We start from the raw sequence: 25,873 nt of genomic DNA, 5'->3' as shown, positions 1-25,873 counted from the left end.
CCGTTACGGCGCTCCCGAGCGATCATCGGGGAGGCGTTCGAAGTGCGATAATGACATCGAGGTCAAGCCCTGTACTTCCGCGACTTCAGATGCCGCCAAGGTTAGGGGCGTGACATCGCGTTCTCGCCATCAAGAGAGGCGCGGTGTTCGCGCAACTGTGGCCAAGAACGGCTTTCGCCTACGAAAGATCGGTCTGAAAAACGTTGCAAATGCGGTGCTGTGTTTGCAGAGGCTTACAAAGCGGACAACCGCCTCGAAACCAGAAAGCAATTCTAGCGCAGCCACCCAAATCGGAATCTTGGAAACATTAGTGTTCAACCGCTCGCCATTATCTTCAGCAGGCGAGTCTTCGCAACCGAGATTTCGCCCGCATGGCAACAATCGTCGCGTTTCGCGTCAACAAAAGAATACCGCTTTCCCGGACGCGCTGAAAAAGAGTTTGCCTTGGACTCGCTCGTCCCAACTTTCTCTGAGAGTATTGGTTGCTCGCCGATGACGCTTGCGAGGGGAACGCGAATGAATTTCAGGTGCCTCTTTGACCGATCTCGAACCTGCGTCACGCAGCTGATGTCGTCTCGCGCACCGTATTGTTGACGCACAATTGCGCGCCGGCGCGGATCAGGACTGATCGCGCCAACTTTCCCATCATCCCGATCTCAGTGACGGCTCGAACGAGCCGTGTCGTAGCCCGCTGACCAACCGCAGCGTGAATGCATCGTGCTGCTTGCGTCACATCCATCTGCAAATCCAAACTCCAGAAGGACATTCCTATGACCGCAAACCATGATCAAATCAAATTCGCCTATTGGGTGCCGAACGTTTCCGGCGGCCTCGTGATCAGCAAGATCGAGCAGCGAACCGGCTGGGATATCGATTATAACCGCCGGCTGGCGCAGATCGCGGAACAGGCGGGGTTCGACTATGCCCTGAGCCAGATCCGCTTCACGGCCGGCTATGGCGCCGAGTTCCAGCACGAGCCGGTCGCCTTCAGCCACGCGCTGCTCGCGGCGACCACGAAGCTGAAGGTGATCGCGGCGCTGCTGCCAGGGCCCTGGAATCCGGCGGTCGCCGCCAAGCAGATCGCCACCATCAGCCAACTCAACGAGGGCCGCGTTGCGGTCAATATCGTCTCTGGCTGGTTCCGTGGCGAGTTCACCGCGATCGGCGAACCCTGGCTCGATCACGACGAACGCTACCGGCGCTCGGAAGAGTTCATCCGGTCGCTGCGCGGGATCTGGACCCAGGACAACTTCAGCTTCCGCGGCGATTTCTATCGCTTCAGCGACTACACGCTGAAGCCGAAGCCGCCCCAGCCGCTGCCCGAGATCTTCCAGGGCGGCAGCTCGCGCGCGGCGCGCGACATGGCCGCGCGGGTGTCGGACTGGTACTTCACCAACGGCAATTCAGTCGATGAGATCAAGAAGCAGGTCGACGATATTAGAGCCAAGGCAAGGGCCAATAACCATTCGGTCAGGATCGGCGTCAACGCGTTCGCGATCGCGCGCGACAGCGAGGCCGAGGCGCGCAGCGTCCTCAACGAGATCATCGCCAAGGCCGATCCGGAGGCCGTCAATGCCTTCGGTCTCGAGGTCAAGAACGCCGGCAAGGCCTCACCGGAAGGTCAGGGAAATTGGGCCGAATCGAGCTTCGAGGATCTCGTCCAGTACAATGACGGCTTCAAGACCAACCTGATAGGCACGCCCGATCAGATCGCCGAGCGCATCATCGCGCTCAAGGCGGTCGGGGTCGACCTGGTGCTGCTCGGCTTCCTGCATTTCCAGGAAGAGGTCGAGTATTTCGGCCGCCGCATCATTCCGCTGGTGCGTGCACTGGAAGCGGACGCGCTGCAGCACGTCCAGGCCGCCGAGTGATGCGGAAAACACTGGCGTGACCATGATCGCAGCAAGCGCGGGTGTTCTTCCATTGGATGGCGGCCTTGTCGAGCCGGCGCTCTCTGCGCCCTTGTCCACGCACGCGGACGTTGCGGACCGTGCGTTCGTGAAACGAGGCAGTGGCGAGATCCAGCCGGTGCTCGCGCTTGCTGACATCTCGCTCTCGTTCGGCGGCGTCGCCGCATTGCGCGACATCGATCTCGAGGTGGCACAAGGCGAGATCCGCGCGGTGATCGGCCCCAACGGTGCCGGCAAGAGCTCGCTGCTCAATGTCATCAGCGGGCTCTACCGGCCGGACCGGGGCCGGGTGCGGCTCGGCGAGCATTCCTTCGCCCATGTACCGACGGCGCGGCTGGCGCAGCATGGTGTGGTGCGGACGTTCCAGAATCTCGCCGTGTTCAAGGGCCTCTCGGTGCGGGACAACGTCCTGATGGGACTGGCGCACCGGGTCCGCGCCGGCTTCCTGCGCCAAATCGCGGGCACGCCTCTGGCGCGGCGGATCGACACGGAAAACCGCGCCGCCGCAGAAGACGTCATCGGCTTCCTGCACCTTCGCGAGGTGCGCGACCGTGCCGCCGGAACCTTGCCCTATGGTTTGCTGAAGCGCGTCGAGTTGGCGCGCGCTCTGGTGGCGCGGCCGTCGCTTTTGCTACTCGACGAGCCCTTTGCGGGCGTCTCGCTCGGCGAGAAGCGCGAATTAGCCGCGCATGTCCGCAACGCGCGCGACCTCTATGGCGCCACCATTGTCCTGATCGAGCACGACATCGGCGTGGTGATGGGACTGTCCGATCGCGTCGCGGTGCTCGACTACGGCCGCAAGATCGCCGACGGCACGCCGGACCAGGTGAGATCAGACCAGGCGGTGGTCGATGCCTATCTCGGCGTTGCGCATGCGGACGAAACGGAGCTCGCACTTTGATGTTTGACTATCAATTCCTCATCGAAGTGCTGGTGGGCGGCCTGCTGTCGGGCGTGATGTATTCGCTGGTCGCGATCGGCTTCGTGGTGATTTACAAAACTTCGGGCGTGCTCAACTTCGCGCAGGGCGCGATGCTGCTGTTCGCGGCGCTGACCTTCGTCAGCCTGGTCGAGCGCGGCGTCGCGTTTCCGTTGGCGTTGCTGGCGACGTTGGCGATCATGGTCGCGCTCGGCGTCGGGGTCGAGCGTGCGGTGCTGCGCCCGCTGGTCAACCAGCCGCCGATCACCCTGTTCATGGCAACGCTCGGGCTCTCATATGTGATCGAGGGGGCGGCGCAACTGCTGTGGGGCACTCAAGTCCACGGCCTCGACATCGGCATCAGCGACGTGCCGCTCGATATCGCCGGGGTCTTCATCAGCCAATTCGACCTGTTCGCGGCGGCGGTGGCGGGCAGTCTGGTGACGCTGTTCGCGCTGTTCTTCCGCATCACGCGGACCGGCCTGTCGTTCCGCGCCGTCGCCGACGATCCGTTTGCAGCACTTGCGGTCGGCCTTCGCCTGCAGCGGGTCTGGGCAATCGTGTGGACCGTCGCCGGAATCGTAGCTTTCGTCGCCGGACTGCTGTGGGGCGCGCGGCTCGGCGTGCAGTTTTCGCTGTCGCTGGTGGTGCTCAAGGCGCTGCCGGTGCTCGTGCTCGGCGGCTTCGATTCGATCGCCGGCGCCATCGTCGGGGGCCTCCTGATCGGCGCGATCGAGAAGCTCGCCGAGGTCTATGTCGGCCCGCTGGTCGGCGGCGGCATTGAAGCCTGGGCCGCCTATGTCGTGGCGCTGGCGTTCCTGCTGGTGCGGCCCTCGGGGCTGTTCGGGCAGAAACTGGTTGAGAGAGCGTAGGGCATGGACACCATCGCCTCGACATCGCACCGGACCGGGCCGGTCGCCGAGAGTATCCTGGTCGGCGTTGCCGCCGTGATCGCCTTCGGCGTGATTCCGCTTGCCGGCTCGGATTACCTGATGGACGCCGTGCTGACGCCATTCCTCGCGCTTGCGCTCGCCGCGGTTGGGCTCAACGTCCTCACCGGTTATGCCGGGCAGGTGTCGCTCGGCTCGGCCGCGTTCTTCGCGGTCGGGGCCTACGCCGCCTACAATCTTCATCTGCGCGTGCCCGAGCTGCCGCTGCTGCTCGATCTGGTGCTCGCCGGTTTCGTCGCGGCGGCGATCGGCATCGTGTTCGGACTGCCAAGCCTGCGGCTGCGCGGGTTCTATCCTGCGGTCTCGACACTGGCCGCGCAGTTCTTCGTGCAATGGGCGCTGACCAAGTTCGGTTGGTTCTCCAACGACAATCCGTCCGGCGTGATCGATGCGCCGGCGCTTAGCTTTGCCGGTTATTCCTTCACCAGCGCCGCCGGCCGTTATCTGTTCTCGCTGGCCGTCGTGACAGTGGCGACGATCCTGACATTGCGGCTGCTGCAATCGCAGACCGGCCGCAACTTCATCGCCGTCCGTGATCACGAAATCGCCGCAAAGGTCATCGGCGTGCCACTGCTGCAGACCAAGCTGCTGGCATTCGGCGTCTCCTCGTTCCTGATCGGCGTCGCGGGCGTGCTGTGGGCGTTCGCCTACCTGCGTACGGTCGAGCCGGCCGGATTCAATCTCGACCGCTCGTTCCAGATTCTCTTCATCATCATCATCGGCGGATTGGCGTCGTTGCGCGGCGCATTCCTTGGCGCGGCCTTCATCGTGGTGTTCCCGCTGATGCTGTCGCGGCTGGGCGCGGCGCTGCTCGGCGGTGTGTTCGACTCCGGCGTGCTGGAGATGAGCCAGCGCATCGTGATCGGCGCACTCATCATCGCCTTTTTGATCACCGAGCCGCGCGGACTGATCGCGCTGTGGGATCGCTTTCGTGCTGCGATCGGCCGCCGCACTGGACGGCCACGGCAGGACATTTCCTACAACTGACAAATGAAGGAGTGGACGATGACGACGTTACGACATTTGAAGTTCGCGCTGGGTTTGGTGGCTGCCTTGGCCATGGCCGGCGCACCGGGGGCGCGCGCCGACGAGCAGTTCTTCCCGCTGCAAAGCTATCGGGTCGGTCCCTACGCCGCCGGCGGTACCGGCTTCTTCGGCGGCTTCATCGACTATTTGAACCTGATCAACATCCGCGACGGCGGCGTCAACGGCGTAAAACTGACCTGGGACGAGGGCGAGACCCAGTACGAGGTCGAGCGCGGCGTCGAGGTCTATGAGCGGCTGAAGAACCGGCCCGGCGTCGCCGCCTGGAATCCGCTCTCGGTCGGCATCGCCTACGCCATGATCGACCGCATCACCAAGGACAAGGTGCCGCTGATCACCGTCAACCATGGCCGCACCGATTCAACCGACGGTCGCGTCTTTCCCTACGTCTTCCCGCTGCTGCTCAATCCTTACAGCGAGACCTCGGGCATCGTGAACTACATCGCGAGCCGCGAAGGCGGCGTCGACAAGCTCAAGGACAAGAAGATCGTCGTGCTCTATCACGGCTCGCCCTACGGCAAGGAGACGATCCCGATCTACAAGCTCCTCGCGGACAAGTATCATTTCAGCGTCGAGCAGATCGAGGTGCCGCATCCCGGCAACGAGCAGCAATCGCAATGGCTCTCGATTCGGCGTGCCAAGCCCGACTATGTGGTGCTGCGCGGCTGGGGCGTGATGAATCCGGTGGCGCTGAAGACCGCGCAGAAGGTCGGCTTCCCGGCCGACCACATCATCGGCAATGTCTGGTCCAATTCCGAAGAGGATGTGATCCCGGCGGGCGATGCCGCCAAGGGCTACATCGCGATCACGACACAAGCCTCCGGTGCCGAATATCCGGTGCTGCAAGAGGTCATCAAGACCGTCTATGGCGCCGGCAAGGGCAATCTCGACGACAAGAAGCGGATCGGCAGCGTCTACCATAACCTCGGCATCGTCAACGGCATCCTCAATGTCGAGGCAATCCGGATCGCGCAGGCGAAGTTCGGCAAGCGCACGCTGACCGGCGACGAGGTGCGCTGGGGCTTTGAGCATCTGCAGCTCGATCCGGCGCGGGTCGAGGCGCTCGGCGCCAAGGGCCTGTTCCATTCGATCAACGTCACCTGGGACAATCACGAGGGCGACGGCCGCGTCACCTTCCAGCAGTGGGATCGTGCGAAGTGGAAGGTGGTCTCGGACTGGATAGCGCCGGACTGGGCGTCCCTGCGGCCGATCATCGAGAAGTCCGCGGCCGTCTATGCCCAGGAGCACGGCATCAAACCCCGCACCTCCGGCGACGATCCGGTCAGCCAGTAACCGATCGCGCGGCTGCGGGAGCCTTATGCCTCCCGCAGCCGGCAACCCGACGGATCGAACCATGAGTGAAGTCCTGCTCTCTGTCGACGGCCTGGCCGCGACCTACAACCACGCGATCCGCGCCGTCAGCGACGTGTCGCTCGTGGTGCAGCCGGGCGAAATTGTCGCCGTGCTCGGCGCCAACGGTGCCGGCAAATCGACCACGCTGCAGGCAGTGTCGGCGCTGCTGCCCGCCCGTCGCGGCCAGATCACTGCCGGCCGTATCGTGTTCGATGGTCGTGATCTCGCCGGTTCATCGGCCGCCACGCTGGTGCGCGAGGGCATCGTGCCGGTGCTCGAGGGGCGGCACTGCTTTGCGTCGCTGACGATCGAGGAGAACCTCTTCACCGGCGCGATCGGGCGCGATGCGACCCGCGCCGAGACCGCAGATGATCTCGACCGCGTCTACACGTTGTTTCCGCGGCTGAAGGAGCGGCGCCGTTCGCTGGCCGGGCTGACCTCCGGCGGCGAGCAGCAGATGACAGCGATCGGCCGCGCCCTGATGTCGCGGCCGCGGCTGCTGGTGCTCGATGAGCCGTCGACGGGGCTGGCGCCGCTCGTCGTGGAGGGAATTTTTCGCGCGCTCAAGCAGCTCAATGCCGAGAAGGATCTGTCGATCCTGGTCGCGGAGCAGAACTCAACGGTGGCGCTGCGCTTCGCCGACCACGCTGTCGTGCTCGAGAACGGCCGCAGCGTGCTCGCGGGTGCCGCCGCCGAGTTGCGGCGGCGAGGCGACATCAAGACGCTCTATCTCGGCGGATCGTCACAAGCCGATCCGAGCCGGCAGCCGACCCAGGCTGTCGCTTGACATCAACCTGGACAGGAGAATGACCATGGCTCAAGAAAATCTCGCCCGAAAGATCGACGGCGACGTCTATGCAAGACTCGACGCCGCGATCGACGCCACCGTGACGGTGAACGCCGATCGCAACGACAAGGAGAGCCGCTTTCCGCGCGAGAATCTGCGTGCGCTGTCGGAGGCCGGATGGACCGGCGTGCTGAACGAGGTGCAGCATGGCGGGCTCGGCCTCGCTCACGTCGACTTTGCCGAAGCCGCCTATCGCATCGGGCAAGCCGATGCCTCGACCGGCCTCGTCTATGTGATGCATGTCGGCGCGGCCCAAACTATCAATCTGTTCGGCAGCGCCGACCAGAAGGAGCGCTGGCTCAAATCCAACAATGGCGGCCTGCTCGGCACCTATTCGACCAGCGAGCGCGCCACCGGCGGGCACTGGTGGTACAATCTCTCGGAAGCCTCGCGCGACGGCGAGGATTATCTGGTCAATGCCGAGAAGTCATTCACGACCAGCTCGGGCCAGGCCGATTACTATGTGGTGCAGACACGCACGCCCGGCGCAAAGGACCAGGCCGATATCGTGTTCTTCATCGTCGACGGCAAGGCCGAAGGGATCGAGTCACGGCCTTGGGATGCGCTCGGCGTGCGGGCCAATCATTCAGGCCCGATCCGCTACAGCAATGTGCGGGTGCCACGGCGCGACCGGCTCGGCACCGAGGGGCAGGGCAAGGAGATCATCTATGGCGGCGTGTCGCCGGTCTATCTGATCGGACTCGGCGCGGTCTGGGAAGGCGTGGCGCGCGGAGCGCTGGACGCGGCGGTAGCGCACACCACGAGCTTCGTGCACAAGGACAGGAACAAAAGCTTGTCGGATTATCAGGCGATCCGGCAGGAGCTCGGCGCCGCCAAGGTATTGGTCGAGACCTTGCGGCCCTGGCGCAACGAACTCGCCGCCCGGCTTGACACGCTTTGGCGCGCCGGCAAGCCGCAGAGCGAGATCCTGATCCCGCTGACCGAGTTCAAGGTGCACGCCGCCGAGGTCGCCAACAAGGTCGCGGCCACCGCGCTGACCGTGACTGGAGGCTATGGCTACCATCGCGGTCCGATCGAGCGCTCCTATCGAGACGCGCGCGCCGCGATCGCGATGGGCCCATCCAACGTGATCGCACGCGACTGGATCGGCAAGGCGCTGGTCGGCTTGCCGTTGGAACTGTTCTACGAGGGCGGAGAGTAAAGCCTCGCGGCCTGCACTCCACAGGCTGCGGAATACCGTTCCCTACAGTCGCTGGTCGACCGCGAACCGTCAGTTTGTGCAAGCTTAGGGGCCCTTCAGAAGGCGTTGGCAGTCTTTGGCTCGCTCGATCAGCTTTGCGGCAAGGCTCTGGATAACGGCGTTATCTAGCCCGTCCGCTTGCGCGGTAGCGCACACGCCGCTTACGCTGTCCGGAAGCAGATCGGCCAAGGAGTTCAGTCCCGCAATGACTTTTTCTGCATCGAAACGGATTTCGCGGGCGAATTTCCGCCATTCGCGCGCACCTATTTGACCAAGCTTGTATTCCCCACCAATCTTCATCGCGAGTTTCATCTTTTGCAGATCAACATCGTCGTAGGGAAGGATGCTGGCGATATCGTAGAGTGGCGCAAGCCGCACCGTTGGGCCATTGGCTAGCAGTAGTGAGTAGTTCTTGGCGTGCGCATCGGTACCCCCGATGAGCCAATTGAAGCCGAGAGCATCGATGAACGTATCGAGATCATCAACGCTCTCGGTGGAGTGGGTACGTAAGAGTTCGATAATATCCGTGGCGGACGGGCCGCCCTCGCTTTGATATTTCCTGGTTGGCATGATGCCGCGTGCCTGGCACACGTCCTCTTGATGGACGCGAATGACGTTATTGCCACCGAACTGCCGATCGTAGCGTTCGACGACAATGGCGACCTCATTCTTAAACCGCATGACCTTTGTTTCGGCGACAGGCAAGCCGAGATTACGCGCGAGATTGAGGCAGATATGTTCGTTCTCGGCATGGCCGTAGAAGTGGCCGGTCGGAGGCTTCAGGATATGGGTTGTCGGAATGCGTCCAGACGGTATCCCCCATCGTCCTTTTTGCAGAAGCAGTGCGGTTTTCGGCTGCGCACCGGCGAGGCTGAATTGCCCTATATCACGCGGCAGCCGCCACGCGGCATGATCTTCTCTCAATGCTTGCAGACGTTTTGCGACGGCGGCTTCGTCAAGCCACTCAACCTTGTCGTCCGTACCGCTTCGCAATTTCTCCAAACGATCGGGCGTGACGAATTGAATGGCGCCGGCGCAGTCTTCGCCGACATGAGAGATCAGGGCAAACACGTTGCGGGCCGAGACCTGAAACTTCTTCGCCCAACGATCGAGAACGCGCTCATTGTCCGGGAGCAGTCCCCATAGAAAGGCCTGAACAGCGGCGGGACCGTGTTCCTCGGCCGCGAGTGGCATGGAGAGCGAAATGGGGTATGCGCCCCTCGTTTGCCGCCAATCGCTGTCATAGACAAAGGTGAGACGGCCACGAGCGTCGTTGTGCACGCGGCCGACTTCCCTGCCGTCCAGGAGCGCGACGAGTTCGTTGGTCATTGCCTGCTCTTTTTGGCTTTTGACACGATTGCATTGATATCGACGACTGGCTTTTCTGAACCGCGGCCATGGGGTTGTTCGCTGCCTGCGTCTAGACGGATGCCGAGAGCGTCCAGGGCGCGGAGCACGAGGCCGAGTTCAGCCCGCGCATGGCCGCGCTCAACCTCAATAACCCACTGACGGCTGACGCCAATGCGCTTGGCGAGGCTCGATTGGTCGAGCTTGAGGCGTTTGCGTGTGTCTCGAATGATGGCCCCGAGATCGGCCGACGTGCGTATGAGCATGGCTATTCAAAATGTTGGCGTTCGCTTACATTAGCACATGTCAGCGTTCGGTTACAATTTGAAAATGTCAGCGAATGATGACTTCTGCAAATGTCGTCGTTCGTTAACATAATCAGCTCGGCCGTCGAGAGAAAGAACTATATAGATCAGCGCTTTATCTTAAGAAATCGGGCGTGCGAAACTTGGTAACGACCCCTTGATAGCCCCTGCCGAGCCACAGTTGGGTTATCCGCATTCATCGGAGATGCCAGATATCCATATCGGTGGGAATACGAACGGGCCTGGAACGTGGACTAGACGCACGATTGTTGCGCCGATGCTCGAGATCACGGCAGAGGGATCGTCGGCCAGTCTACAATAAAGCCGGAGTGCCCCTGTTGTGCCCCAGCTGTTTAGGGGCACATTTGTTCAGGCCTCTCGCGCCGGAGGTCGGTGGTTCGAGCCCGCTTTTCGCGCGTCCATCTGGCTCAGAAATGGGCGTCAGAGAGAACGCCCTCAAGCGGCTTTTCTTTCCCTCCGGATGACGATGACGAGTTCCGAGGGGGGAGGGGGAAACGCGTGAATCGCCCCCCCGCTACCATCTTTCCCCACACTCCTTTGGCGTGGTTTGGATAAGCCTTCCCGCCTGCAGGGCGTTTAGCCGATCAGCGATTTCCACAGTTACACCGCCTGGCCGCAAGTCGGTTGGTACTAACCGGAAGCTACCGCGCCAATGCCAAGTTTTTGTCCGGCCAGCACCTTGGCCTATCGCGCAGACCTTATCGTCACGTCAAATATCTTGCCGCTCATTAGCAGAGCGATCTCGGTCGCCGGAAGCGGTTTCTGACATTCCGACAACGGATTGAGCCAGAAATTGGAGTCGGGCAGCATCTTGAACAAATTGCGCGCGGCGGCGCCAAGGCATACCTCGGGCTCCTTGATGTAGTCGTAGATGCGCTTCTTCGAGGTAAAGGCGGGGTGCCATCGCATGTTCTGGAAGTCGACCGTTGCGACGTTGATCTGCTCCTGAAATTTGAGCGAACGGCGGCGTCCAGGTTTCATCGGCGCTTCCGGCGTCAGAATGTAGATCTCCGCCTCGAGCAGCGCGTGATAGAACGTGGGAATGATGCTGGCGTCCCTTCCGGCAGCTTGCATCAGGGCTTCGAGGCTGTTTTCCGGTTCGAACATGGTGACACTCCGAATTCGATCAGACTAGGACCTGGGCTTCGGCGCCCTCGGCCAAGCTGGATCGTGCAGTCATTCCTCGCCGCGATCGTGCTGGTCCTGCTTGCCGCGAAGGGCGCGGTAGATCGTGTTGCGCGACACGCCGAGCCGGCGCGCGGTCTTGCTGATGTTATTGCCGGTTTCCGCATACGCGCTCAGCACATGCGAGCGCTGAAGCTCATGCAGGTTGGCCTTCGCTCCGCCGGCACCGACGGCCTTGCCGGGCAGGCGTTCAGCTGCTGAATGTGTAAGGACCGACTCGACGGATGCCTCGTCGATCAGATCTCCCGGCTCGGCCAGCGACAATCGGGACAGAACGTTGCGCAACTCGCGGATGTTCCCGCCCCAATCCAGCTCGGCCAGGCGATCAATCGCGCCTCCCGTCAGATCCATCAAGGGATCGATCTTGTGGATCAAGTGGCGCGCGATCTCGGAGAAGTCGGAGCGTTCGCGTAAGGGAGGCAGCGTCACCTCCAGCGTATTGAGACGGAACAGCAGGTCGGACCGGAACCGGCCTCGTGCAATCGAGTCGTCGAGATTGGCATTGGTGGCGGAGACCAGGAGCACGTCGACCTGGCGCTTGGTCCCGCCGACCGGGCGGACGGTCCAATCGTCCAGAAAGCGCAGCAGTACCGCCTGCAGCGTCACGGGCATGTCGCCGATCTCGTCGAGGAAGAGCGTACCGCCATCCGCCTCCTTGAACAGCCCCGCGGCTCCGCCCTTCTTGGCACCGGTAAACGCACCTTCGGCATAGCCAAACAATTCGGCTTCGATCAGGCTGTCGGGGAGCGCAGCGCAGTTGACCGGGACGAACGCTCCGGTCCGTCCACTGGCGACATGGGCATGGCGGGCGAGCTGCTCCTTGCCGGTCCCGGTCTCGCCGCGGATCAAGATTGGCATCTTGCGGACCGCCGCCACGCCGACCCGCTGCACCACGGCCGCGATCGCCGGATCGGCAGAGACGAACTGTGTGGCGACCTTCGGCGTCGGCAGCCGCGGGCGCGAGATGGCTTGCATCATTGAGAACTGCCGCGCGTTCTCGATGGTTGCGACGAACTGGCTGCCGACCTCGTCCTCGAGGCGCTGACGTTCCTTGCGCCGGCCTTCGTCGACAAAGGCGCTGAATTTCGTGCGAAAGACATCGGCGAAGCGACGGCCTGGCGAAGCCGGCAGGCCATGCAGCAGAATACTTGCCGCCCGATTGGCCGCGCGGATCCTGCCCTCATTGTCGACCGCGAGCAGGCCCGCGCTCAGCGTTTGCAAATATTCGCCGCGGTTGTGGAACGCGATCAGCATATCGCCGCGATGATGCTCGCGGAACAGGCCGTTCTCGATCTGGGTCGCGGCCATCGCGACCAGCGCCTGCGTGTGTGCCTGCCGTGACATACAGTCGGACGATGCGTCCAGTATGCCGGCCAGCTCGCCGTCGGGCGCGAAGATCGGAGCCGCGATGCAGGTGAGATTGTTGTAGCGGGCGAAGAAGTGCTCGCCGCCGTGAACGACGATGGCCCGCTTCAGATAGGCCGCCGTGCCGAGGCCGTTGGTGCCGCAATTGGCCTCGGTCCAGACCGTGCCGGGCCGGATGCTCGCCGCGTTCGAAGCATCGCTGAAGCTCGAGTCGGAGATGATGTCGAGCAGCAGGCCGTCGGCGTTCGCAAAGGCGATCATGAAATTGGAGCCGGCAATCTGCTGATGCAGCGTGTGCATCTCCGCAAGCGCGAGGCCGCGGATCAGCGAACAGCGCTGCTGCTCCTGGCGCAGTGTTGCCGGGCTCACGAACTCGGGCGCCGGCGGGCGCAAAGTGTCGAGGCCGAGCGAAATGCAGCGCATCCAGCTGTCGTAGATGTCGGCAGACAACAGCTCTGCCGGTGGCGCTCCACGCTGCTCGAGCGTCATCCAGGCGTTGTCCATGCGTCGGCCGGCAGTCAGCATCAGTGCTCCTCCCGGAGTCGCTGCTTGGCGATTTCCTCTTTGGTCGCGGCCCGGTTCGGGTCGTTCGCGCACGTAGCGCGGTTTTCACGATCATAGATCAAACACCCGAAAATCCAAATTTTGCGCCGTTGCTTCCGTCGCCTTCAAAACTGTTCCGACTCGGAACAGTGCGCCGCGAAGTCTGCTCCGAGGCGGATCGGCGTGCGCATGCTCGCGATCGCGAGAACAATAGAAAGATCAGGCTGTTGCACGCTTGGCACAGGCCTTGCTGACCTAGTCGCTGGGATGGCGATCGCAGGGATCGACAGAATAAAAAAAATTTCCGGGAGGCTGATCAGATGAAGGCTGCGGTGCTTCATGAGTTCGACGAGAAACTGACGGCGAAGGAGTTCGTCAAGTTCGAGGACGTGACTGATCCCAAGATCTCGCGGCCGATGGACGTCATCGTCCGGATCGGCGGCGCGGGCGTTTGCCGTACCGATCTGCATATCGTCGAAGGCATCTGGCGCAGCAAGGTCGACGTCAAGCTTCCCTACATCATGGGGCACGAGAATGCGGGCTGGGTCGAGGCGATCGGGCCGGGGGTCGAAGGGGTCAAGGTCGGCGACAGCGTGATCTGCCACCCGCTGGTGACCAGCGGGCATTGTCTTGCATGCCGGCGCGGTAACGACATGCACGCGCTGGACAGCGCGTTTCCCGGTATCAATGCCAATGGCGGCTATGCGCAATATTTGCTGACCGGACAGCGTTCCCTGATCAAGTTGCCGAAATCGCTGGCACCGAAGGATGTCGCTCCGTACACCGACGCCGGACTCACCGCCTACCGCGCCGCGAAGAAGGCGTCGCGTCATCTGCTGCCCGGCGAATATGTCGCGGTGATCGGCGCCGGCGGACTGGGTCACATCGGTATCCAGGTTCTCGCAGCGCTGTGTGCGGCGGAAATCGTCGTGATCGATCGCGCCGACCAGTCGCTCGAGCTCGCCAAAAAGTGCGGTGCGCATCATGTCGTGAAGGCGGACGGCAACGAGGTCGAGGCCGTGCTGGGGTTGACCGGCGGGCGCGGCGCCGAGGCTGTGATCGACTTTGTCGGCGAAGGCGATGCGATCGCCAAGGGCCTGTCGATCACTGCGAACGGCGGCTACTACTACATCGTCGGCTATGGCGGGAAGATCGACATCCCGACCATCGACATGATCACGTCGGAAAAGACCATCGTCGGCAACCTGGTCGGCACTTACGCGGAGCTGGTCGAGCTGATGGCGCTCGCCGATCGTGGCCTCGTCGAACTCCATACCAAGGAATACCGGCTCAGCCAGGCCAATGACGCGCTGCATGATTTGCATCATGGGCGCATCCACGGCCGCGCCGTCCTGATTCCGTAGTTCGTGCACCGCAAGATGTTCGCCTTCAGTCACGTTCATCCAACGAGAGTGGCGCGAGTGACCAACGACAGCCCGCGCGGGCCGCAGACCAGTATCGAGAAGGAGAGCGAATTGCGGCGCGCCCGCGATCGGATGATCGCCCGCGACAGGCTGATCGACGAGATGGTCGAGAACAACGAGCGGCAGATCAAGAACGAGCACGCGCGGGGTGGCGCCGAAATCGAACTCGCATGCGCCCGGCGCGAGGCCGCTGGTGCGCAGGCGGGAGCCGCGGCGAATGCCGAACTGGATCGTGCGGCTGCACGACTGGAAGCTCTTCGCCAGGAACATCGGCGGCTGGTGGCCGAGCGCGAATGGCTCAACACGTCTCTGCGCGAGATCGACAACGGCCCGTCGTCCGACGAACACGAGCGGTCAGGCCACGCATGACGAGCAAGAACGAGGTAACGACCATGATTGCATCAGAAGAAGCTGAGCGTACGCCGTCTCCGCAATCGGAGATGAGCGAGGAAGACAAGTCGAAGGACGTCTTCTTCGTTCAGCTCGCCGAACTCACCGAGGCGATGATCGCCGCTCACGGCAAGGATTTCGCAATCGGGGCGCTGGTCCTGTCGGCGAAATTCGTCGCCGAAGGCAAGCCCCTCATCAAACGCGCCGACGGAAGCGACAGGTCCGCCGGCGCCGAGAAGCCGAACTGACGTAAGACGACGAGATAGCAGATCAGGAATCGATTTACCGGAATCAAAGTGAGTTTTGCAGCCGAGAATTTCAACAATGCGATCCAGGTGTTTTGACCTGGGACCAACGCGACAAACGCTGAGACAACGCAACGTTCAAAGGAGCTGGAAATGACTGCGAGTTTGACACTCAACAAGATAACCGCGCAGAAGGGCATCAGCATCGCTGAAGCGGCCAACCGTGTCGCGGACCTCGGCTGGACGCCGAGCTACGTGCAGGAAGCGATGACCTTCCCGACCGACTACAAGATCTCGAAGACGCCGCGCGACCCGATGAAGCAGGTCCTGCGGTCGTACTTCCCGATGCAGGAAGAAAAGGACAACCGCGTCTACGGCGCGCTGGATGCGGCGTTGCGCGGCGACATGTTCCGTAACGTCGAGCCGCGATGGGTCGAGTGGATGAAGCTGTTCCTGGCGATCATTCCGTTCCCGGAGATCTCGGCGGCACGCTCGATGGCGATGGTCGGGCGGCTGGCGCCCGGCGAGGAGCTGCGCACCGGCTTCACCATGCAGATGGTCGACGAGTTCCGCCACTCGACGATCCAGATGAACCTCAAGAAGTGGTACATGGAGAACTACATCGATCCGGCGGGGTTCGACATCACCGAAGCCGCATTCGGCAAGTGCTACGCGACCACGATCGGCCGCCAGTTCGCCGAAGGCTTCCTGACCGGTGACGCCATCACCGCGGCGAACGTCTACCTGACCGTCGTTGCCGAAACGGCGTTCACCAATACCTTGTTCGTGGCGATGCCGTCGGAAGCCGCGCGCAACGGCGACTATGCGTTGCCGACCGTGTTCCTGTCGGTCCAGTCGGATGAATCCCGTCACATCGGCAACGGTCACTCGATGCTGATGGCCATGATCAACGATCCGTCGAACCATCAGTTGCTCGAGCGCGACCTCAAATACGCGTTCTGGCAGAACCATGCGATCGTCGATGCCGCGATCGGGACGTTCATCGAATACGGCACCACCAACCGCGACAAGAACAAGGAGTCATACGCCGAACTCTGGCATCGCTGGATCTACGAGGACTATTACCGGACCTACATGCTGCCGCTCGAGAAGTACGGCATCAAGATCCACCACGACGACGTCGCCGCTGCCTGGGATCGCATCGTCAAGAAGAACTACATCCACAAGACCGCGCAATTCTTCACGGTCGGCTGGTCGGTGAACTTCTGGCGCATCGAGGCTCAGACCGAACGGGACTTCGAGTGGTTCGAGCACAAGTATCCGGGCTGGTACGCCGAATTCGGCGACTTCTGGAAGTGGCACGCCAAGCTCAGCGTGCCCGGCGAGACCAACATCCTCTTCAACAGCGAGGTGGGTTATGTGTACCCGCACCGGTGCTGGAGCTGCATGGTCCCGTGCCTGATCCGCGAGGACTTCGTCTGCGACGAGGTCGACGGCAAGGTCTACACTTATTGCTCCGAAGGGTGCCGCTGGACTCACAAGGTGGCGTTCGCTGCCGAATACGAGGGCCGGGCGACGCCGGCGATGGGCCGCTTCAGCGGTCGTCGTGAATGGGAAGACTGCTATCACGGCTGGGATGTCGCCGACGCGATCAAGGATCTCGGCTTCGTCCGGCCCGACGGCAAAACCATGATCGCGCAGCCGCATCTGCGCTTCGACGCCAAGGACATGTGGACGCTAGATCACGTGCGCGGACACACGCTTGGCAGTCCGTTGCGCGGCTTCAGGGCGCTGTCGCCCGCCGAACGCGAGGTCGCGACGGCCGAGTACCGCAAGGGCTTCAAGGTCAACCCCTGCAACTAGCAAATGACGACAGGAGGGGCTGCCTTCGGTGGCCCCTCCTGCCGGACCGGCAAGAACGGCTTGCCGGATCTGTCTACTCAATTGGCGGGACGAAGGCGGGGATGATGACGGACGTGCGGATTCACAAGGTTCGTTTCGAGCCGGTGGGCGTCGAGATGGAAGTGGAAGAGGGCGAGACCGTCCTTGATGCGGCGTTCCGTCAGGGCATCTCGTTGATGCATGGCTGCAAGGAAGGCCAATGCGGTAGCTGTAAATCCAAGCTGATCGATGGCGACATCGAGCTGCTGAAATATTCGACCTTCGCGTTGCCGGACTACGAGAGCGAGACCGGCCACGTCCTGCTGTGCCGGACCCATGTCTACAGCGATATCAGCGTCGAACTGCTCAATTACGACGAGGATCTGCTCAGCCGCTCGATCGCGGTCAAGGCGTTTGCCGGCCGCGTGGCGGGGATCACAGCGCTGACATCCGACATTCGCCTGCTTGAGGTCGAGATCGAAAGGCCGATGAAGTTCTGGGCCGGCCAGTACGTCGATCTGACACTTCAGGATGGCTCCATCACCCGCGCCTTCTCGATGGCGAACCCTCCGGGTGACGGCAGCAACCTTCGCTTCATCATCAAGAAATATCCGAACGGGGCGTTCTCGTCGCAGCTCGACGGCAAGCTGGCTATTGGCGACGCCGTGACTGCCAAGGGGCCGTACGGCACTTGCTTCCGGCGCGAGGAGCGCCCCGGGCCGATGCTGCTGATCGGCGGCGGTTCAGGGATGTCGCCGCTGTGGTCGATTCTGGCCGATCACATCGGCAGCGGTGAGCAGAGGCCGGTCCGGTTCTTCTACGGCGCCCGGACGCGCGCCGACCTGTTCTACCTCGACGAGATCGCGGCGATCGCGGCACGGCTCGACAACTTCAAGTTCGTACCGGCGCTCTCGCATGCCGAAGCGGACGACGGCTGGGACGGCGAGACCGGGCTGATCCACGAGGTCGTGCTGCGCCATCTGCGCGAGGAGAAATTGAGCGGCGCCATCGACGCCTATGCGTGCGGGCCGACGCCGATGATCGACGCCGTGTTGCCCGTCCTGCAAATGAACGGCGTCGAGCCGGAGCACATCTATTTCGACAAGTTTACGCCGGCGGTGCGATGACGGCGTTCAAAGATTCGTCGCAGAACAGAATGGCAAAAGGGAGTGAACGATGAGCGCACAGACGAGCAGAGCAACGACAGCGGCCAAGCCCGCAGCAGCCGTTAAATCCGGAGCGGCAGGAGCCGCGGTTTTTCCGGGCTCCGACAGCCGCAAATACAACTACTTCGAACCCAAGGGCCGCAAGGCGACTCATTACGAGGACATGACGGTCGACGTGCAACCGGATCCCGAGCGCTATCTGCTGCAGGACTGGATCATCTCGTTCCCGGACGGAACGCCGACCTATTCCAAGGACTGGACGGCGGCCAAGAGCTCGAACTGGCACAAATTCCGCGCCGTCGACCAGGAGTGGGAGCGAACCCACTACCAGCGCCAGTCGACGATCTGCGGCATGGTGCAGAATACCATCGAGAACGGCCGGAAATCGGGCGCGCCGACCCGCTTCGATCCTGCTTGGGTGAAGATCCTGCAGAACCATCTCGGCGCCTACAAGCACGCCGAATTCGGCCTCGGCACCTCGACCATGCAGGCGCAGCGTTACGGCTACACCCAGATGGTCAACAACGCGATCCTGACCAACTCGTCCTACAAGCTGCGTTTCGCGCAGGACATCACGCTTTATCTGAGCGAGATCGGTCTCGACCTTGCCGGCTTCGACATTGCCGCCGGCAAGAAACACTGGCTCGAGGACCCCACCTGGCAGGGCGTGCGCAAGTCGGTTGAATCCGTGATGGGTTCGAACGACTACCTCGAGCAGTATTTTGCGACCAACGTGGTGTTCGAGCCGCTGGTCGGCGAACTGTTCCGGTCAGGCTTCCTGATGCAGGCGGCCTCCGCACAGAACGATTTCATCACCCCGGCGGTCGTCTCCGCCGCGGAAGCCGACTACGAGCGCAATCTCGCCAACACTGTCGAGCTGTTCCACATCCTCGGCACGGATCCCACCTACGCGGCGCAGAACCTTGCGCTGTTCAACAAGTGGCTGGTCAAGCATGCCGACCTGGCGCTCGATGCCGCCAACCATCTGCAACCGATCTGGTCGCAGCCGCGTGTCAAGGTCGCGGCATTCGCCGACGCACTGGCCCACGCGAAGAACCGGATCAAAGGCATCGCCGCCGAGCTTGGTCTGACGGTTCCGGCGAATCTCGCGTCCTGACCGGCACCGCTTCACCTCCGTCACAACAAATCCTTCAGGAGATCGACATGCTGCAAGAGAATGACAACATCTTCAAATCGATGAAAGACATCACGTTCGAGGACACGGTGTCGCATCAATGCGGCGTCACCATGAATGACAGCGTCGAGGCGCGCGCCATCGCCGAGGTGATGAGCCGGCATGACCATATCAAGGTGACTTACATGCCCGCGATGATCCGCATCGACGGCGTCGGCAAGATGGAATTCAAGATGGACGAGATTTCGGAGGAGCTGGGGCGGGTGATGACCCCGCATCTCTTCGAGATTTCGACCTCGACGCACTACGGCCGGATGGTCATGATCGACGACAACACCGTCATGCTGTTCGGCGACATGAACGAGATGATGAAATACATCATCTGACGGCCGCTCGCGAACAAGCCCTGGCCGGCGCGACGCCGGCCAGGCGCAATCGACGACATCAATCACGCGCCTCAGCACAACACACAATCCAGCGGGACCAGGAGAAACGTCATGTACAGGACAGCCAAGGGTGAAGAGATTTTTGTCATCGATGGGCATACGCATTTTTGGGATGGCAGCCCGGCGAACCAGAAGAACGTTCACGGCAAGCAGTTCATCGACTGCTTCTACGCTTATCACTCGAATCTGAGCCCGCCCTCCGAGAAATGGGAAAAGGAGAAGTTCGAGAAATACGACGCCAAGACGATGTTCGACGATCTGTTCGTCACCGGCTATGACGACATGGCAATCCTGCAGCCGACCTATCTCACCGATTTCTACAAGAACGGCTTCAACACCACCGAGCGAAATTCGGCGATGAAGAAGAGCCATCCGAATCGTTTCATCCTGAACGGCGCATTCGATCCGCGTGACGGCAGCAAGGGTCTGGAAGAGCTTCATGCGCTGTCCGAGAAGCACAAGCTCAAGGGCGTCAAGCTCTACACCGCGGAATGGCGCGGCGAATCCAAGGGGTACAAGCTCACCGACAAGGCGTCCTACCAGTATCTGGAGGCGGCGCAGAAGCTCGGCATCAAGAACATCCACGTCCACAAGGGCCCGACGATCATTCCGCTGAACCGGGATGCGTTCGATGTCGCCGATATCGACGACGTCGCGACCTCGTTCCAGGACCTGAACTTCATTGTCGAGCATTGCGGCCTGCCGCGGCTGGACGATTTCTGCTGGATCGCGACCCAGGAGACCAACGTGTACGCCGGTCTCGCGGTGGCGCTGCCCTTCATCCATTCGCGGCCCGGCTATTTCGCCCACGTCATCTCCGAGCTGCTGTTCTGGGTCGGAGAGGACAAGATCCTCTACGGCAGCGACTATGGGATCTGGACCCCGAAGTGGCTGATCGACAAGTTCATGGCCTTTGAAATTCCAGCCGACGTCACCAAGGAGACCGGCTCGGTGCTGTCGATGGAAGCCAAGACGAAGATTCTCGGCCTCAACGCGGCGCGTATCTACGGGATCGATGTCGAGGCGCAGAAGAAGAAGATCCGGGCCGGCGGCGGCTATGCGCATCTGCCCGAAGCCGTTCATGCGCCGAGGTGACGGCCATGAACGGGGCCGTTGAGAGCGCGATGCGGCCACAAGGCCGTTCGATTGAAGACAGGCGGGCCCAGATCTGGGCATGCCTGCAGGACGTGATGGATCCGGAACTCGACGAGTCCGTCACCGAGCTGAATTTCGTGACCCGCGCCGATGTAGACGCGGCCGGCCGTGTCCACATCGAATTCCGCCTGCCGACCTATTGGTGTGCGGCCAATTTCTCGTTCCTGATGGCGGACGACATGCGCCGGGCGGTGAGCCGGCTCGACTGGGTCAAGGGCGTCAGCGTCGTGTTGGGCGAGCACATGTATGCCGACAAGATCAATGCCGGTCTTGCCGAGGGCCGGTCGTTCCAGGAGACGTTTGGCGCCGAGGCCGATGGCGACCTCGACGATCTGCGTCAGACGTTCCTCGTCAAGGCATTCCAGCGCCGACAGGTCGCGCTGCTCCGTCACCTCATCGCATTGGGGCAATCTCCAGAGCAGATCGTGGGCCTGACGCTGGCCGAGCTTGGCTGCCTGCCGCTCGACGATACCGGAGAGAAGCTGGTTCGGCGTTATCTCGAACGACGTGCGGTCGTCGGCTCCGCGCGGGGTGATGCGGCGGCCTTTGTTGACGTGAAAGGCGCGCGGCTGAGCACCGACGGCCTTGCAGGCTATCTGTCGGGCTTGCGGCGTGTCGGCATCAATGCCGAATTCAACGGCGCGCTGTGCCGCGGTCTTTTGGCCGCCCGGTTCGACCTCGAAACGCCATTCGTCCCGAGATCTAAGGCGATGCCGGCCTCGCCGGGTGGCGAGCAAGTGCCATGATGCCGGCGTGCAGCAAGAGAGCGAGTGCATACGAGACGACCTCAAGCCAACAGTCGGGGATGTAAAATGCCGAAGATCATGCTGCACGATGAAGCCGCGCGGGCCGCTCTGGGTAGAGGTGTTGCCAAGCTCGCCAAGGCGGTGAGGGGGACGCTCGGACCGAAGGGCATGAACGCGATCATGGACCGGCCGATCGGGACGCCGATCGTGTCGCGCGACGGCGTCAGTATTGCCAGCGAGATCGAGCTGGAATGCCCGTTCGAGAACATGGGTGCGCAGGTGCTGCGCGAGGTCTCGGCGCGGACCAATGAAGTGGCGGGAGACGGGACCACCACGGCCACCGTGCTTGCCGACGTCCTGGTGCAGGACGGCCTGAAATGTCTTGCGGCTGGCGCAAATCCGGTCGAACTGGTCGAGGGGCTGGAACTGGCGGTCGCCGAGACTATCGCCGCGCTCAGACGATCGGCGAAGCCGCTGCAGGGTGCCGCCGGTCTGCGTGCCGTGGCGAGCATTGCCGCCAATGACGCGGCGCTTGGCGACATGGTGGCCGAGGCATTCCAGCGTGCCGGCAATCACGGGATCGTCGCGGTTGAATATGGCAGCACGGTCGAGACGACGCTGGAGATCGTCGAGGGCATGGCCTTCGATCGCGGCTATCTCTCGCATCACATGGTGACCGATGTCGAGAAAATGCAGGTCGTGCTCGACAATCCCTTCATCCTCATGACCGATATCAAGATCCAGACCGGTGAGCAGCTCGCCGGCGTGATCTCGCTGATCGAGAAGAGCGGCAGACCACTGCTGATCATCGCCGAGGAGGTTGCGCCGCCGATCATCATGCAATTGCTGGCACGCCGGGAACGCGGCGGCTTCAAGGTCGCCGCGATCCATCCGCCGGAATTCGGGCATTGGCGCAAGGCGATGCTCGAGGACATTGCGATCACGACCGGGGGGCGCGTGATCTCGGTCGATCTCGGCGGAAGGCTCGAAAAGGTCGAGCTGCATGACCTCGGTTCTGCGCGCCAGGTGCGCATTTCCGCCTCGAAGACCCTGATCACCGCGGGTGGCGGTGACCAAAGGAACATCGTTGCGCGACGCGAGCAGGTGTTGCGGCAATACGAGGCCGCTCCTGAAAATATCGAACGGGACAAATTCCAGGAGCGAATCGCAAAACTATCCGGCGGCACGGCGATGATCCTCGCCGGCGGCGCGACACCGGTGGAACAGAAGCGCCGGACCCAGCTGATCGAGGATGCGATCAACGCGACCCGCGCGGCGATCGAAGAGGGCATCGTCCCGGGCGGCGGCCTGGCCTTGCTCAGGACCGCCGGAAAACTCGACGAGTTGATCGGTCGTCTGGAAGGCAGCACCAGGCAGGGCGCCGAGCTGCTGCAACGCGCGCTCAGTCGGCCGCTGTTCTACATTGCCGGCAATGCCGGCCTGAACGCAGAGGCGGAGGTGGCGAAGATTGCCAAGGCCAGGAATGGTCATGGCCTCGACGCGCGCAATGGTTCGGCAGTCGATCTTGTCGAAGCGGGCATCATCGACCCGGTCAGGGTGTGCTATTGCGCGGTTCGCAATGCGGCATCGGTGGCGGGTCTGATCCTGACGACGCAGACTTTGATCGCCAAGAAGCCGGATGACTACGATCCGACCGCAGGACCGGCACGAGGCGGTGGTGCCGAACTGCTCTGATCAACGGCGCGAATCGTCAATCTGACGCGAGCGGTTCGCGCCAAGTAGCGCTCGGTGCAGCGACACCGGCAGTGTCGATGGTCGGATACGCCTGCGGCTCATTCAGGCCGCTTTTGCCCGAGCGCGCGATAGATCGTGTTTCTCGAAACGCCAAGACGTCGCGCGGTCTCGCTGACGTTACCGGCGGTCTCCGCGTAGACCGCAAGGATTCGTGCCCTGTGGGTGTCGTGGAGCGATCCGGACGCCGCTTCAGGGGCGTGCAGGGCGACATCCTCCCGCGGCGTCTCGCTCGAGGCGCCATCCGCACCGGCAATGGTGAAGCGCGCCAGCACGTTGCGAAGCTCGCGGATGTTGCCGGGCCAAGGGCGCGTGGCGAGATGGGCGATGTCGGCCGGGGCGATTTCACAACTCGGATCGATCGTATCGAGCAGATGGCGAACGATGGCGTCAAAATCGCTGCGATCGCGCAGTCTCGGCAACGTCACCTCGAGCGTGTTGAGGCGGTAGAGCAGATCGGATCGAAACCTGCCTTCGGCAACCGCCTTGTCGAGCCGGGCGTTGGTTGCGGAGACAAGAAAAACATCGACTTTCGACCTGACGCCGCCGACGGGGCGTACGGTCCAGTCGTCGAGCAGCCGCAGCAGCACGGCCTGCAACGCAACAGGCATGTCGCCGATTTCGTCCAGGAACAACGTGCCTCCATCGGCCTCCTTGACCAGTCCAATCGCACCGCCACGCCGCGCGCCGGTGAATGCACCCTCGGCGTAGCCGAACAGTTCGGTCTCGATCAGGCTTTCGGGCAGGGCGGCACAATTGACCGGGATGAACGCGCCGGTCCGCCCGCTCGCTGCATGGGCATGCCGCGCGAGCTGTTCCTTGCCGGTCCCGGTTTCACCGCGGATCAGGATCGGCATCTTGCGCGCCGCCGCGGTTTCGACCTGACGAACGACGGCTCGCACCGCGGGATCGCGGCCAACGAATCCAGCGGCCGCGCCCGGAACCGAAGGGGTCTCCAGCCTTAAGTCCTTTCGGGCGGACGATGGGCCCGTGGTCTCGCGGTGTTCAGGCACTAACCTTGATTTCTGAGCGCTCTGATGCGTGGCCAACTGGCGTCGTCGTGCATGCAGCACCACGATGGCGCCGATGCCGGAGCGTTCGTTCTTGACGAGATTGAAGCTGGCGTTTGGAAGCAACTCGTTCAACCTGCCTGGCCACTCATCGAACGGCACCGTCTTCAGGAATCGGGTCGGTGCGTCGTCGTGAATGCCGTGCTGGTCATGCCGGATCGCATTCAGCGCGCGCTCCGTGGCATGGAGGATGGTGCCGCGACGGTCGAGCACGATGCATTCGTCATTCGACCATTGCGCCCTCTTGGCTAGAAAGCGGCACAGCAATTCCTCGCGTTCCTGCCGGATGGATTGCGCCAGGACGCCTTCGACGTGATGGCCGACCGCGACCGCCAAGGCAAGGCTCTGCGGATTGAAGGTGCTGGCGGGGCCCGAGATGTCCACCACGCCAAGCAATTCGCCATCGCTGGGATCGTGAACCGGAACGGCAGCGCAGGTCCACCGTTGCACCTCCGAACAGAAATGCTCTGCCCCGCGGATCTGGACCGGCTTCGATTCTGCGATCGCGGCGCCAATCGCGTTGGTGCCGATATCGGCCTCGCTCCAGCGTCCTCCGTGTTCGAGATGAACCGCGCGGCCGGCGTCGATAACCCTGTCGTCGCCCTGGGTATCGATGATCAGCCCGCTGGGATCGGTGAGGATCATGATCGAATTCGCATCGCGCAGGAACGTCTTGGAATTATCGAGAGCGCAGCGGGCGGCGTGACGAAGCGAAGCGTGCTTGGCGCGACGGCGAAACAACTCGGCGTCGGCGACGAGCGGCGCCCGCGCCCGATCGACGGTGACGTGATGGTTTCTGGATCTCTGCCACGACGCGGCAACCGACGACCTCAAATCGGACGACAACGCTCCGCGCTCGACAAACTTCTCCCACGCCGCCAGCACTTCTCGCTGGTCCATCCTGGCTCCTCCGAGGTCAAGGGCCACGAGACCCGGTCGCACGGGTCGCGTGATCAACCATCCGATTGCAGGGGACTGCTCGCTGCGGCGGTGGGACGGACCAGGCGAGGGGCAACGGCAAAACCCTCCAGGCCGCCGGATGGCCGCCCGAGTCGAATTCCATGCCGCCGCACCCGCCGCTAAACCGGCCGTGCCGTGCGATCAAACAACCCCTTCAGCGTCCCGCTTCCCTGAGGTCCCAGGCATTCTCTCTCAAGCCCGGTGACGAGGTCACAATATACATTTTGAATGGTTCTAGCAAAGGTAGCGATGATGGAACCGGGCAGCAGCCAGCCTTAAATTCGACGCCGCTGGATCGATCCAACTTCGAACGCCACGGTTCGATCTGTCGGAAAATCCTCGATTGGCCTGTGATGCAGCGCAGCATCCGGGGATGATGCAGCGTAGTCTTGTCGGTATCGATAGTTGCGCCCCCGACTTGGGCCCTGCTCGCCGACTGTTCAGCCGGTGCGAAAGGCGGGCTTTGACGGGCTATAAGGAGGCGACCTCGTGAGTTAAGCTTGCCCGCCGGCAAGAAAACAGGGCTTCCAAAATAGTGGGTTTAGCGATGTA

22 protein-coding genes are annotated in these 25,873 nt (G+C 62.4%); 17 read left to right on the top strand and 5 right to left on the bottom strand.

All coding sequences use genetic code 11. The annotated features are described in order from the left end of the window. The first annotated feature begins 770 nt into the window (after window positions 1-770). From sfnG to CI41S_RS39485, 7 genes are all read left to right on the top strand, one after another. A complete protein-coding gene (gene sfnG / locus CI41S_RS39515) occupies window positions 771-1,871 on the top strand; it encodes a dimethylsulfone monooxygenase SfnG (protein ID WP_139864392.1) in 1,101 nt (366 codons plus the stop codon). Window positions 1,872-1,893: 22 nt separating this feature from the next. Next, on the top strand, window positions 1,894-2,811 hold the full coding sequence (locus tag CI41S_RS39510; protein WP_139864731.1) for an ABC transporter ATP-binding protein: 918 nt from the start codon (window positions 1,894-1,896) through the stop codon (window positions 2,809-2,811). After that, on the top strand, window positions 2,811-3,701 hold the full coding sequence (locus CI41S_RS39505; RefSeq protein ID WP_139484811.1) for a branched-chain amino acid ABC transporter permease: 891 nt from the start codon (window positions 2,811-2,813) through the stop codon (window positions 3,699-3,701). Before CI41S_RS39510 ends, CI41S_RS39505 begins: the two co-directional genes overlap by 1 nt. A gap of 3 nt (window positions 3,702-3,704) precedes the next feature. Then, on the top strand, window positions 3,705-4,766 hold the full coding sequence (locus CI41S_RS39500) for a branched-chain amino acid ABC transporter permease (RefSeq protein ID WP_139864391.1): 1,062 nt from the start codon (window positions 3,705-3,707) through the stop codon (window positions 4,764-4,766). Window positions 4,767-4,784: 18 nt separating this feature from the next. After that, complete coding sequence (locus tag CI41S_RS39495) at window positions 4,785-6,116, top strand: ABC transporter substrate-binding protein (RefSeq protein WP_139484813.1); 1,332 nt, start codon at window positions 4,785-4,787, stop codon at window positions 6,114-6,116. Window positions 6,117-6,177: 61 nt separating this feature from the next. Continuing rightward, window positions 6,178-6,963, top strand: a complete 786-nt coding sequence (locus tag CI41S_RS39490; RefSeq protein ID WP_139864390.1) for an ABC transporter ATP-binding protein — start codon at window positions 6,178-6,180, stop codon at window positions 6,961-6,963. Between the two features lie 25 nt (window positions 6,964-6,988). Further along, entirely contained in the window at window positions 6,989-8,185 is a 1,197-nt protein-coding gene (locus CI41S_RS39485; protein ID WP_139864389.1) for an acyl-CoA dehydrogenase family protein, read from the top strand. 84 nt (window positions 8,186-8,269) lie between these two features. On the opposite strand, the gene CI41S_RS39480 is transcribed toward CI41S_RS39485, so the two are convergent. From CI41S_RS39480 to CI41S_RS39465, 4 genes are all read right to left on the bottom strand, one after another. Beyond that, on the bottom strand, window positions 8,270-9,553 hold the full coding sequence (locus tag CI41S_RS39480) for a type II toxin-antitoxin system HipA family toxin (protein WP_139864388.1): 1,284 nt from the start codon (window positions 9,551-9,553) through the stop codon (window positions 8,270-8,272). After that, the gene (locus CI41S_RS39475; protein WP_139484817.1) at window positions 9,550-9,837 is read right to left on the bottom strand and encodes a helix-turn-helix domain-containing protein; all 288 of its coding nucleotides are present in this window, start codon (window positions 9,835-9,837) and stop codon (window positions 9,550-9,552) included. Before CI41S_RS39475 ends, CI41S_RS39480 begins: the two co-directional genes overlap by 4 nt. Before the next feature lie 744 nt (window positions 9,838-10,581). Then, a complete protein-coding gene (locus tag CI41S_RS39470) occupies window positions 10,582-11,004 on the bottom strand; it encodes an SseB family protein (RefSeq protein WP_139864387.1) in 423 nt (140 codons plus the stop codon). Window positions 11,005-11,073: 69 nt separating this feature from the next. Further along, on the bottom strand, window positions 11,074-12,972 hold the full coding sequence (locus tag CI41S_RS39465; protein WP_139864386.1) for a sigma-54-dependent Fis family transcriptional regulator: 1,899 nt from the start codon (window positions 12,970-12,972) through the stop codon (window positions 11,074-11,076). A 338-nt stretch (window positions 12,973-13,310) separates the two neighbouring features. On the opposite strand from CI41S_RS39465, the gene CI41S_RS39460 reads away from it, so the two are divergent. The 10 genes from CI41S_RS39460 to groEL all read left to right on the top strand — a co-directional run bounded on the left by CI41S_RS39460 (window position 13,311) and on the right by groEL (window position 23,234). Further along, on the top strand, window positions 13,311-14,354 hold the full coding sequence (locus CI41S_RS39460) for an NAD(P)-dependent alcohol dehydrogenase (RefSeq protein WP_139864385.1): 1,044 nt from the start codon (window positions 13,311-13,313) through the stop codon (window positions 14,352-14,354). A gap of 57 nt (window positions 14,355-14,411) precedes the next feature. Then, the gene (locus CI41S_RS39455; protein WP_139864384.1) at window positions 14,412-14,783 is read left to right on the top strand and encodes a hypothetical protein; all 372 of its coding nucleotides are present in this window, start codon (window positions 14,412-14,414) and stop codon (window positions 14,781-14,783) included. 23 nt (window positions 14,784-14,806) lie between these two features. Then, window positions 14,807-15,052 (top strand): hypothetical protein, encoded by a 246-nt coding sequence (locus CI41S_RS39450; protein WP_244626839.1) that lies wholly within the window; start codon window positions 14,807-14,809, stop codon window positions 15,050-15,052. 150 nt (window positions 15,053-15,202) lie between these two features. Next, window positions 15,203-16,873 carry an aromatic/alkene/methane monooxygenase hydroxylase/oxygenase subunit alpha gene (locus CI41S_RS39445; RefSeq protein ID WP_139864383.1) on the top strand — a complete coding sequence of 557 codons (1,671 nt, stop codon included), beginning with the start codon at window positions 15,203-15,205 and terminating at the stop codon, window positions 16,871-16,873. Window positions 16,874-16,977: 104 nt separating this feature from the next. Then, entirely contained in the window at window positions 16,978-18,018 is a 1,041-nt protein-coding gene (locus CI41S_RS39440; protein WP_139864729.1) for a 2Fe-2S iron-sulfur cluster-binding protein, read from the top strand. A 49-nt stretch (window positions 18,019-18,067) separates the two neighbouring features. After that, a complete protein-coding gene (locus CI41S_RS39435) occupies window positions 18,068-19,174 on the top strand; it encodes an aromatic/alkene monooxygenase hydroxylase subunit beta (RefSeq protein ID WP_139864382.1) in 1,107 nt (368 codons plus the stop codon). A gap of 47 nt (window positions 19,175-19,221) precedes the next feature. Next, entirely contained in the window at window positions 19,222-19,578 is a 357-nt protein-coding gene (locus tag CI41S_RS39430) for an MmoB/DmpM family protein (RefSeq protein WP_139864381.1), read from the top strand. Between the two features lie 111 nt (window positions 19,579-19,689). Further along, on the top strand, window positions 19,690-20,733 hold the full coding sequence (locus tag CI41S_RS39425) for an amidohydrolase family protein (RefSeq protein ID WP_139864380.1): 1,044 nt from the start codon (window positions 19,690-19,692) through the stop codon (window positions 20,731-20,733). 5 nt (window positions 20,734-20,738) lie between these two features. Beyond that, a complete protein-coding gene (locus tag CI41S_RS39420; protein WP_172628395.1) occupies window positions 20,739-21,539 on the top strand; it encodes a metal-sulfur cluster assembly factor in 801 nt (266 codons plus the stop codon). 66 nt (window positions 21,540-21,605) lie between these two features. Beyond that, on the top strand, window positions 21,606-23,234 hold the full coding sequence (gene groEL, locus CI41S_RS39415) for a molecular chaperone GroEL (protein ID WP_139864379.1): 1,629 nt from the start codon (window positions 21,606-21,608) through the stop codon (window positions 23,232-23,234). Window positions 23,235-23,332: 98 nt separating this feature from the next. Here the strand turns inward: groEL and CI41S_RS39410 are convergent, their stop codons facing one another. After that, on the bottom strand, window positions 23,333-25,261 hold the full coding sequence (locus tag CI41S_RS39410; RefSeq protein ID WP_139864378.1) for a sigma-54-dependent Fis family transcriptional regulator: 1,929 nt from the start codon (window positions 25,259-25,261) through the stop codon (window positions 23,333-23,335). Window positions 25,262-25,873 lie beyond the last annotated feature (612 nt).

The organism is Bradyrhizobium ivorense (assembly GCF_900696085.1).
In the GTDB taxonomy this organism is placed as follows: Bacteria; Pseudomonadota; Alphaproteobacteria; order Rhizobiales; family Xanthobacteraceae; genus Bradyrhizobium; species Bradyrhizobium ivorense.
This window is presented reverse-complemented; position numbering and strand designations above follow the sequence as displayed.

What these genes read in the sequence shown, in the direction of transcription:
- sfnG (WP_139864392.1), top strand. Translation starts at nt 771, where the DNA reads ATGACCGCAAACCATGATCAAATCAAATTCGCCTATTGGGTGCCGAAC.
- CI41S_RS39510 (WP_139864731.1), top strand. Translation starts at nt 1,894, where the DNA reads ATGATCGCAGCAAGCGCGGGTGTTCTTCCATTGGATGGCGGCCTTGTC.
- CI41S_RS39505 (WP_139484811.1), top strand. Translation starts at nt 2,811, where the DNA reads ATGTTTGACTATCAATTCCTCATCGAAGTGCTGGTGGGCGGCCTGCTG.
- CI41S_RS39500 (WP_139864391.1), top strand. Translation starts at nt 3,705, where the DNA reads ATGGACACCATCGCCTCGACATCGCACCGGACCGGGCCGGTCGCCGAG.
- CI41S_RS39495 (WP_139484813.1), top strand. Translation starts at nt 4,785, where the DNA reads ATGACGACGTTACGACATTTGAAGTTCGCGCTGGGTTTGGTGGCTGCC.
- CI41S_RS39490 (WP_139864390.1), top strand. Translation starts at nt 6,178, where the DNA reads ATGAGTGAAGTCCTGCTCTCTGTCGACGGCCTGGCCGCGACCTACAAC.
- CI41S_RS39485 (WP_139864389.1), top strand. Translation starts at nt 6,989, where the DNA reads ATGGCTCAAGAAAATCTCGCCCGAAAGATCGACGGCGACGTCTATGCA.
- CI41S_RS39480 (WP_139864388.1), bottom strand. Translation starts at nt 9,553, where the DNA reads ATGACCAACGAACTCGTCGCGCTCCTGGACGGCAGGGAAGTCGGCCGC.
- CI41S_RS39475 (WP_139484817.1), bottom strand. Translation starts at nt 9,837, where the DNA reads ATGCTCATACGCACGTCGGCCGATCTCGGGGCCATCATTCGAGACACA.
- CI41S_RS39470 (WP_139864387.1), bottom strand. Translation starts at nt 11,004, where the DNA reads ATGTTCGAACCGGAAAACAGCCTCGAAGCCCTGATGCAAGCTGCCGGA.
- CI41S_RS39465 (WP_139864386.1), bottom strand. Translation starts at nt 12,972, where the DNA reads ATGCTGACTGCCGGCCGACGCATGGACAACGCCTGGATGACGCTCGAG.
- CI41S_RS39460 (WP_139864385.1), top strand. Translation starts at nt 13,311, where the DNA reads ATGAAGGCTGCGGTGCTTCATGAGTTCGACGAGAAACTGACGGCGAAG.
- CI41S_RS39450 (WP_244626839.1), top strand. Translation starts at nt 14,807, where the DNA reads ATGATTGCATCAGAAGAAGCTGAGCGTACGCCGTCTCCGCAATCGGAG.
- CI41S_RS39445 (WP_139864383.1), top strand. Translation starts at nt 15,203, where the DNA reads ATGACTGCGAGTTTGACACTCAACAAGATAACCGCGCAGAAGGGCATC.
- CI41S_RS39440 (WP_139864729.1), top strand. Translation starts at nt 16,978, where the DNA reads ATGACGGACGTGCGGATTCACAAGGTTCGTTTCGAGCCGGTGGGCGTC.
- CI41S_RS39435 (WP_139864382.1), top strand. Translation starts at nt 18,068, where the DNA reads ATGAGCGCACAGACGAGCAGAGCAACGACAGCGGCCAAGCCCGCAGCA.
- CI41S_RS39430 (WP_139864381.1), top strand. Translation starts at nt 19,222, where the DNA reads ATGCTGCAAGAGAATGACAACATCTTCAAATCGATGAAAGACATCACG.
- CI41S_RS39425 (WP_139864380.1), top strand. Translation starts at nt 19,690, where the DNA reads ATGTACAGGACAGCCAAGGGTGAAGAGATTTTTGTCATCGATGGGCAT.
- CI41S_RS39420 (WP_172628395.1), top strand. Translation starts at nt 20,739, where the DNA reads ATGAACGGGGCCGTTGAGAGCGCGATGCGGCCACAAGGCCGTTCGATT.
- groEL (WP_139864379.1), top strand. Translation starts at nt 21,606, where the DNA reads ATGCCGAAGATCATGCTGCACGATGAAGCCGCGCGGGCCGCTCTGGGT.
- CI41S_RS39410 (WP_139864378.1), bottom strand. Translation starts at nt 25,261, where the DNA reads ATGGACCAGCGAGAAGTGCTGGCGGCGTGGGAGAAGTTTGTCGAGCGC.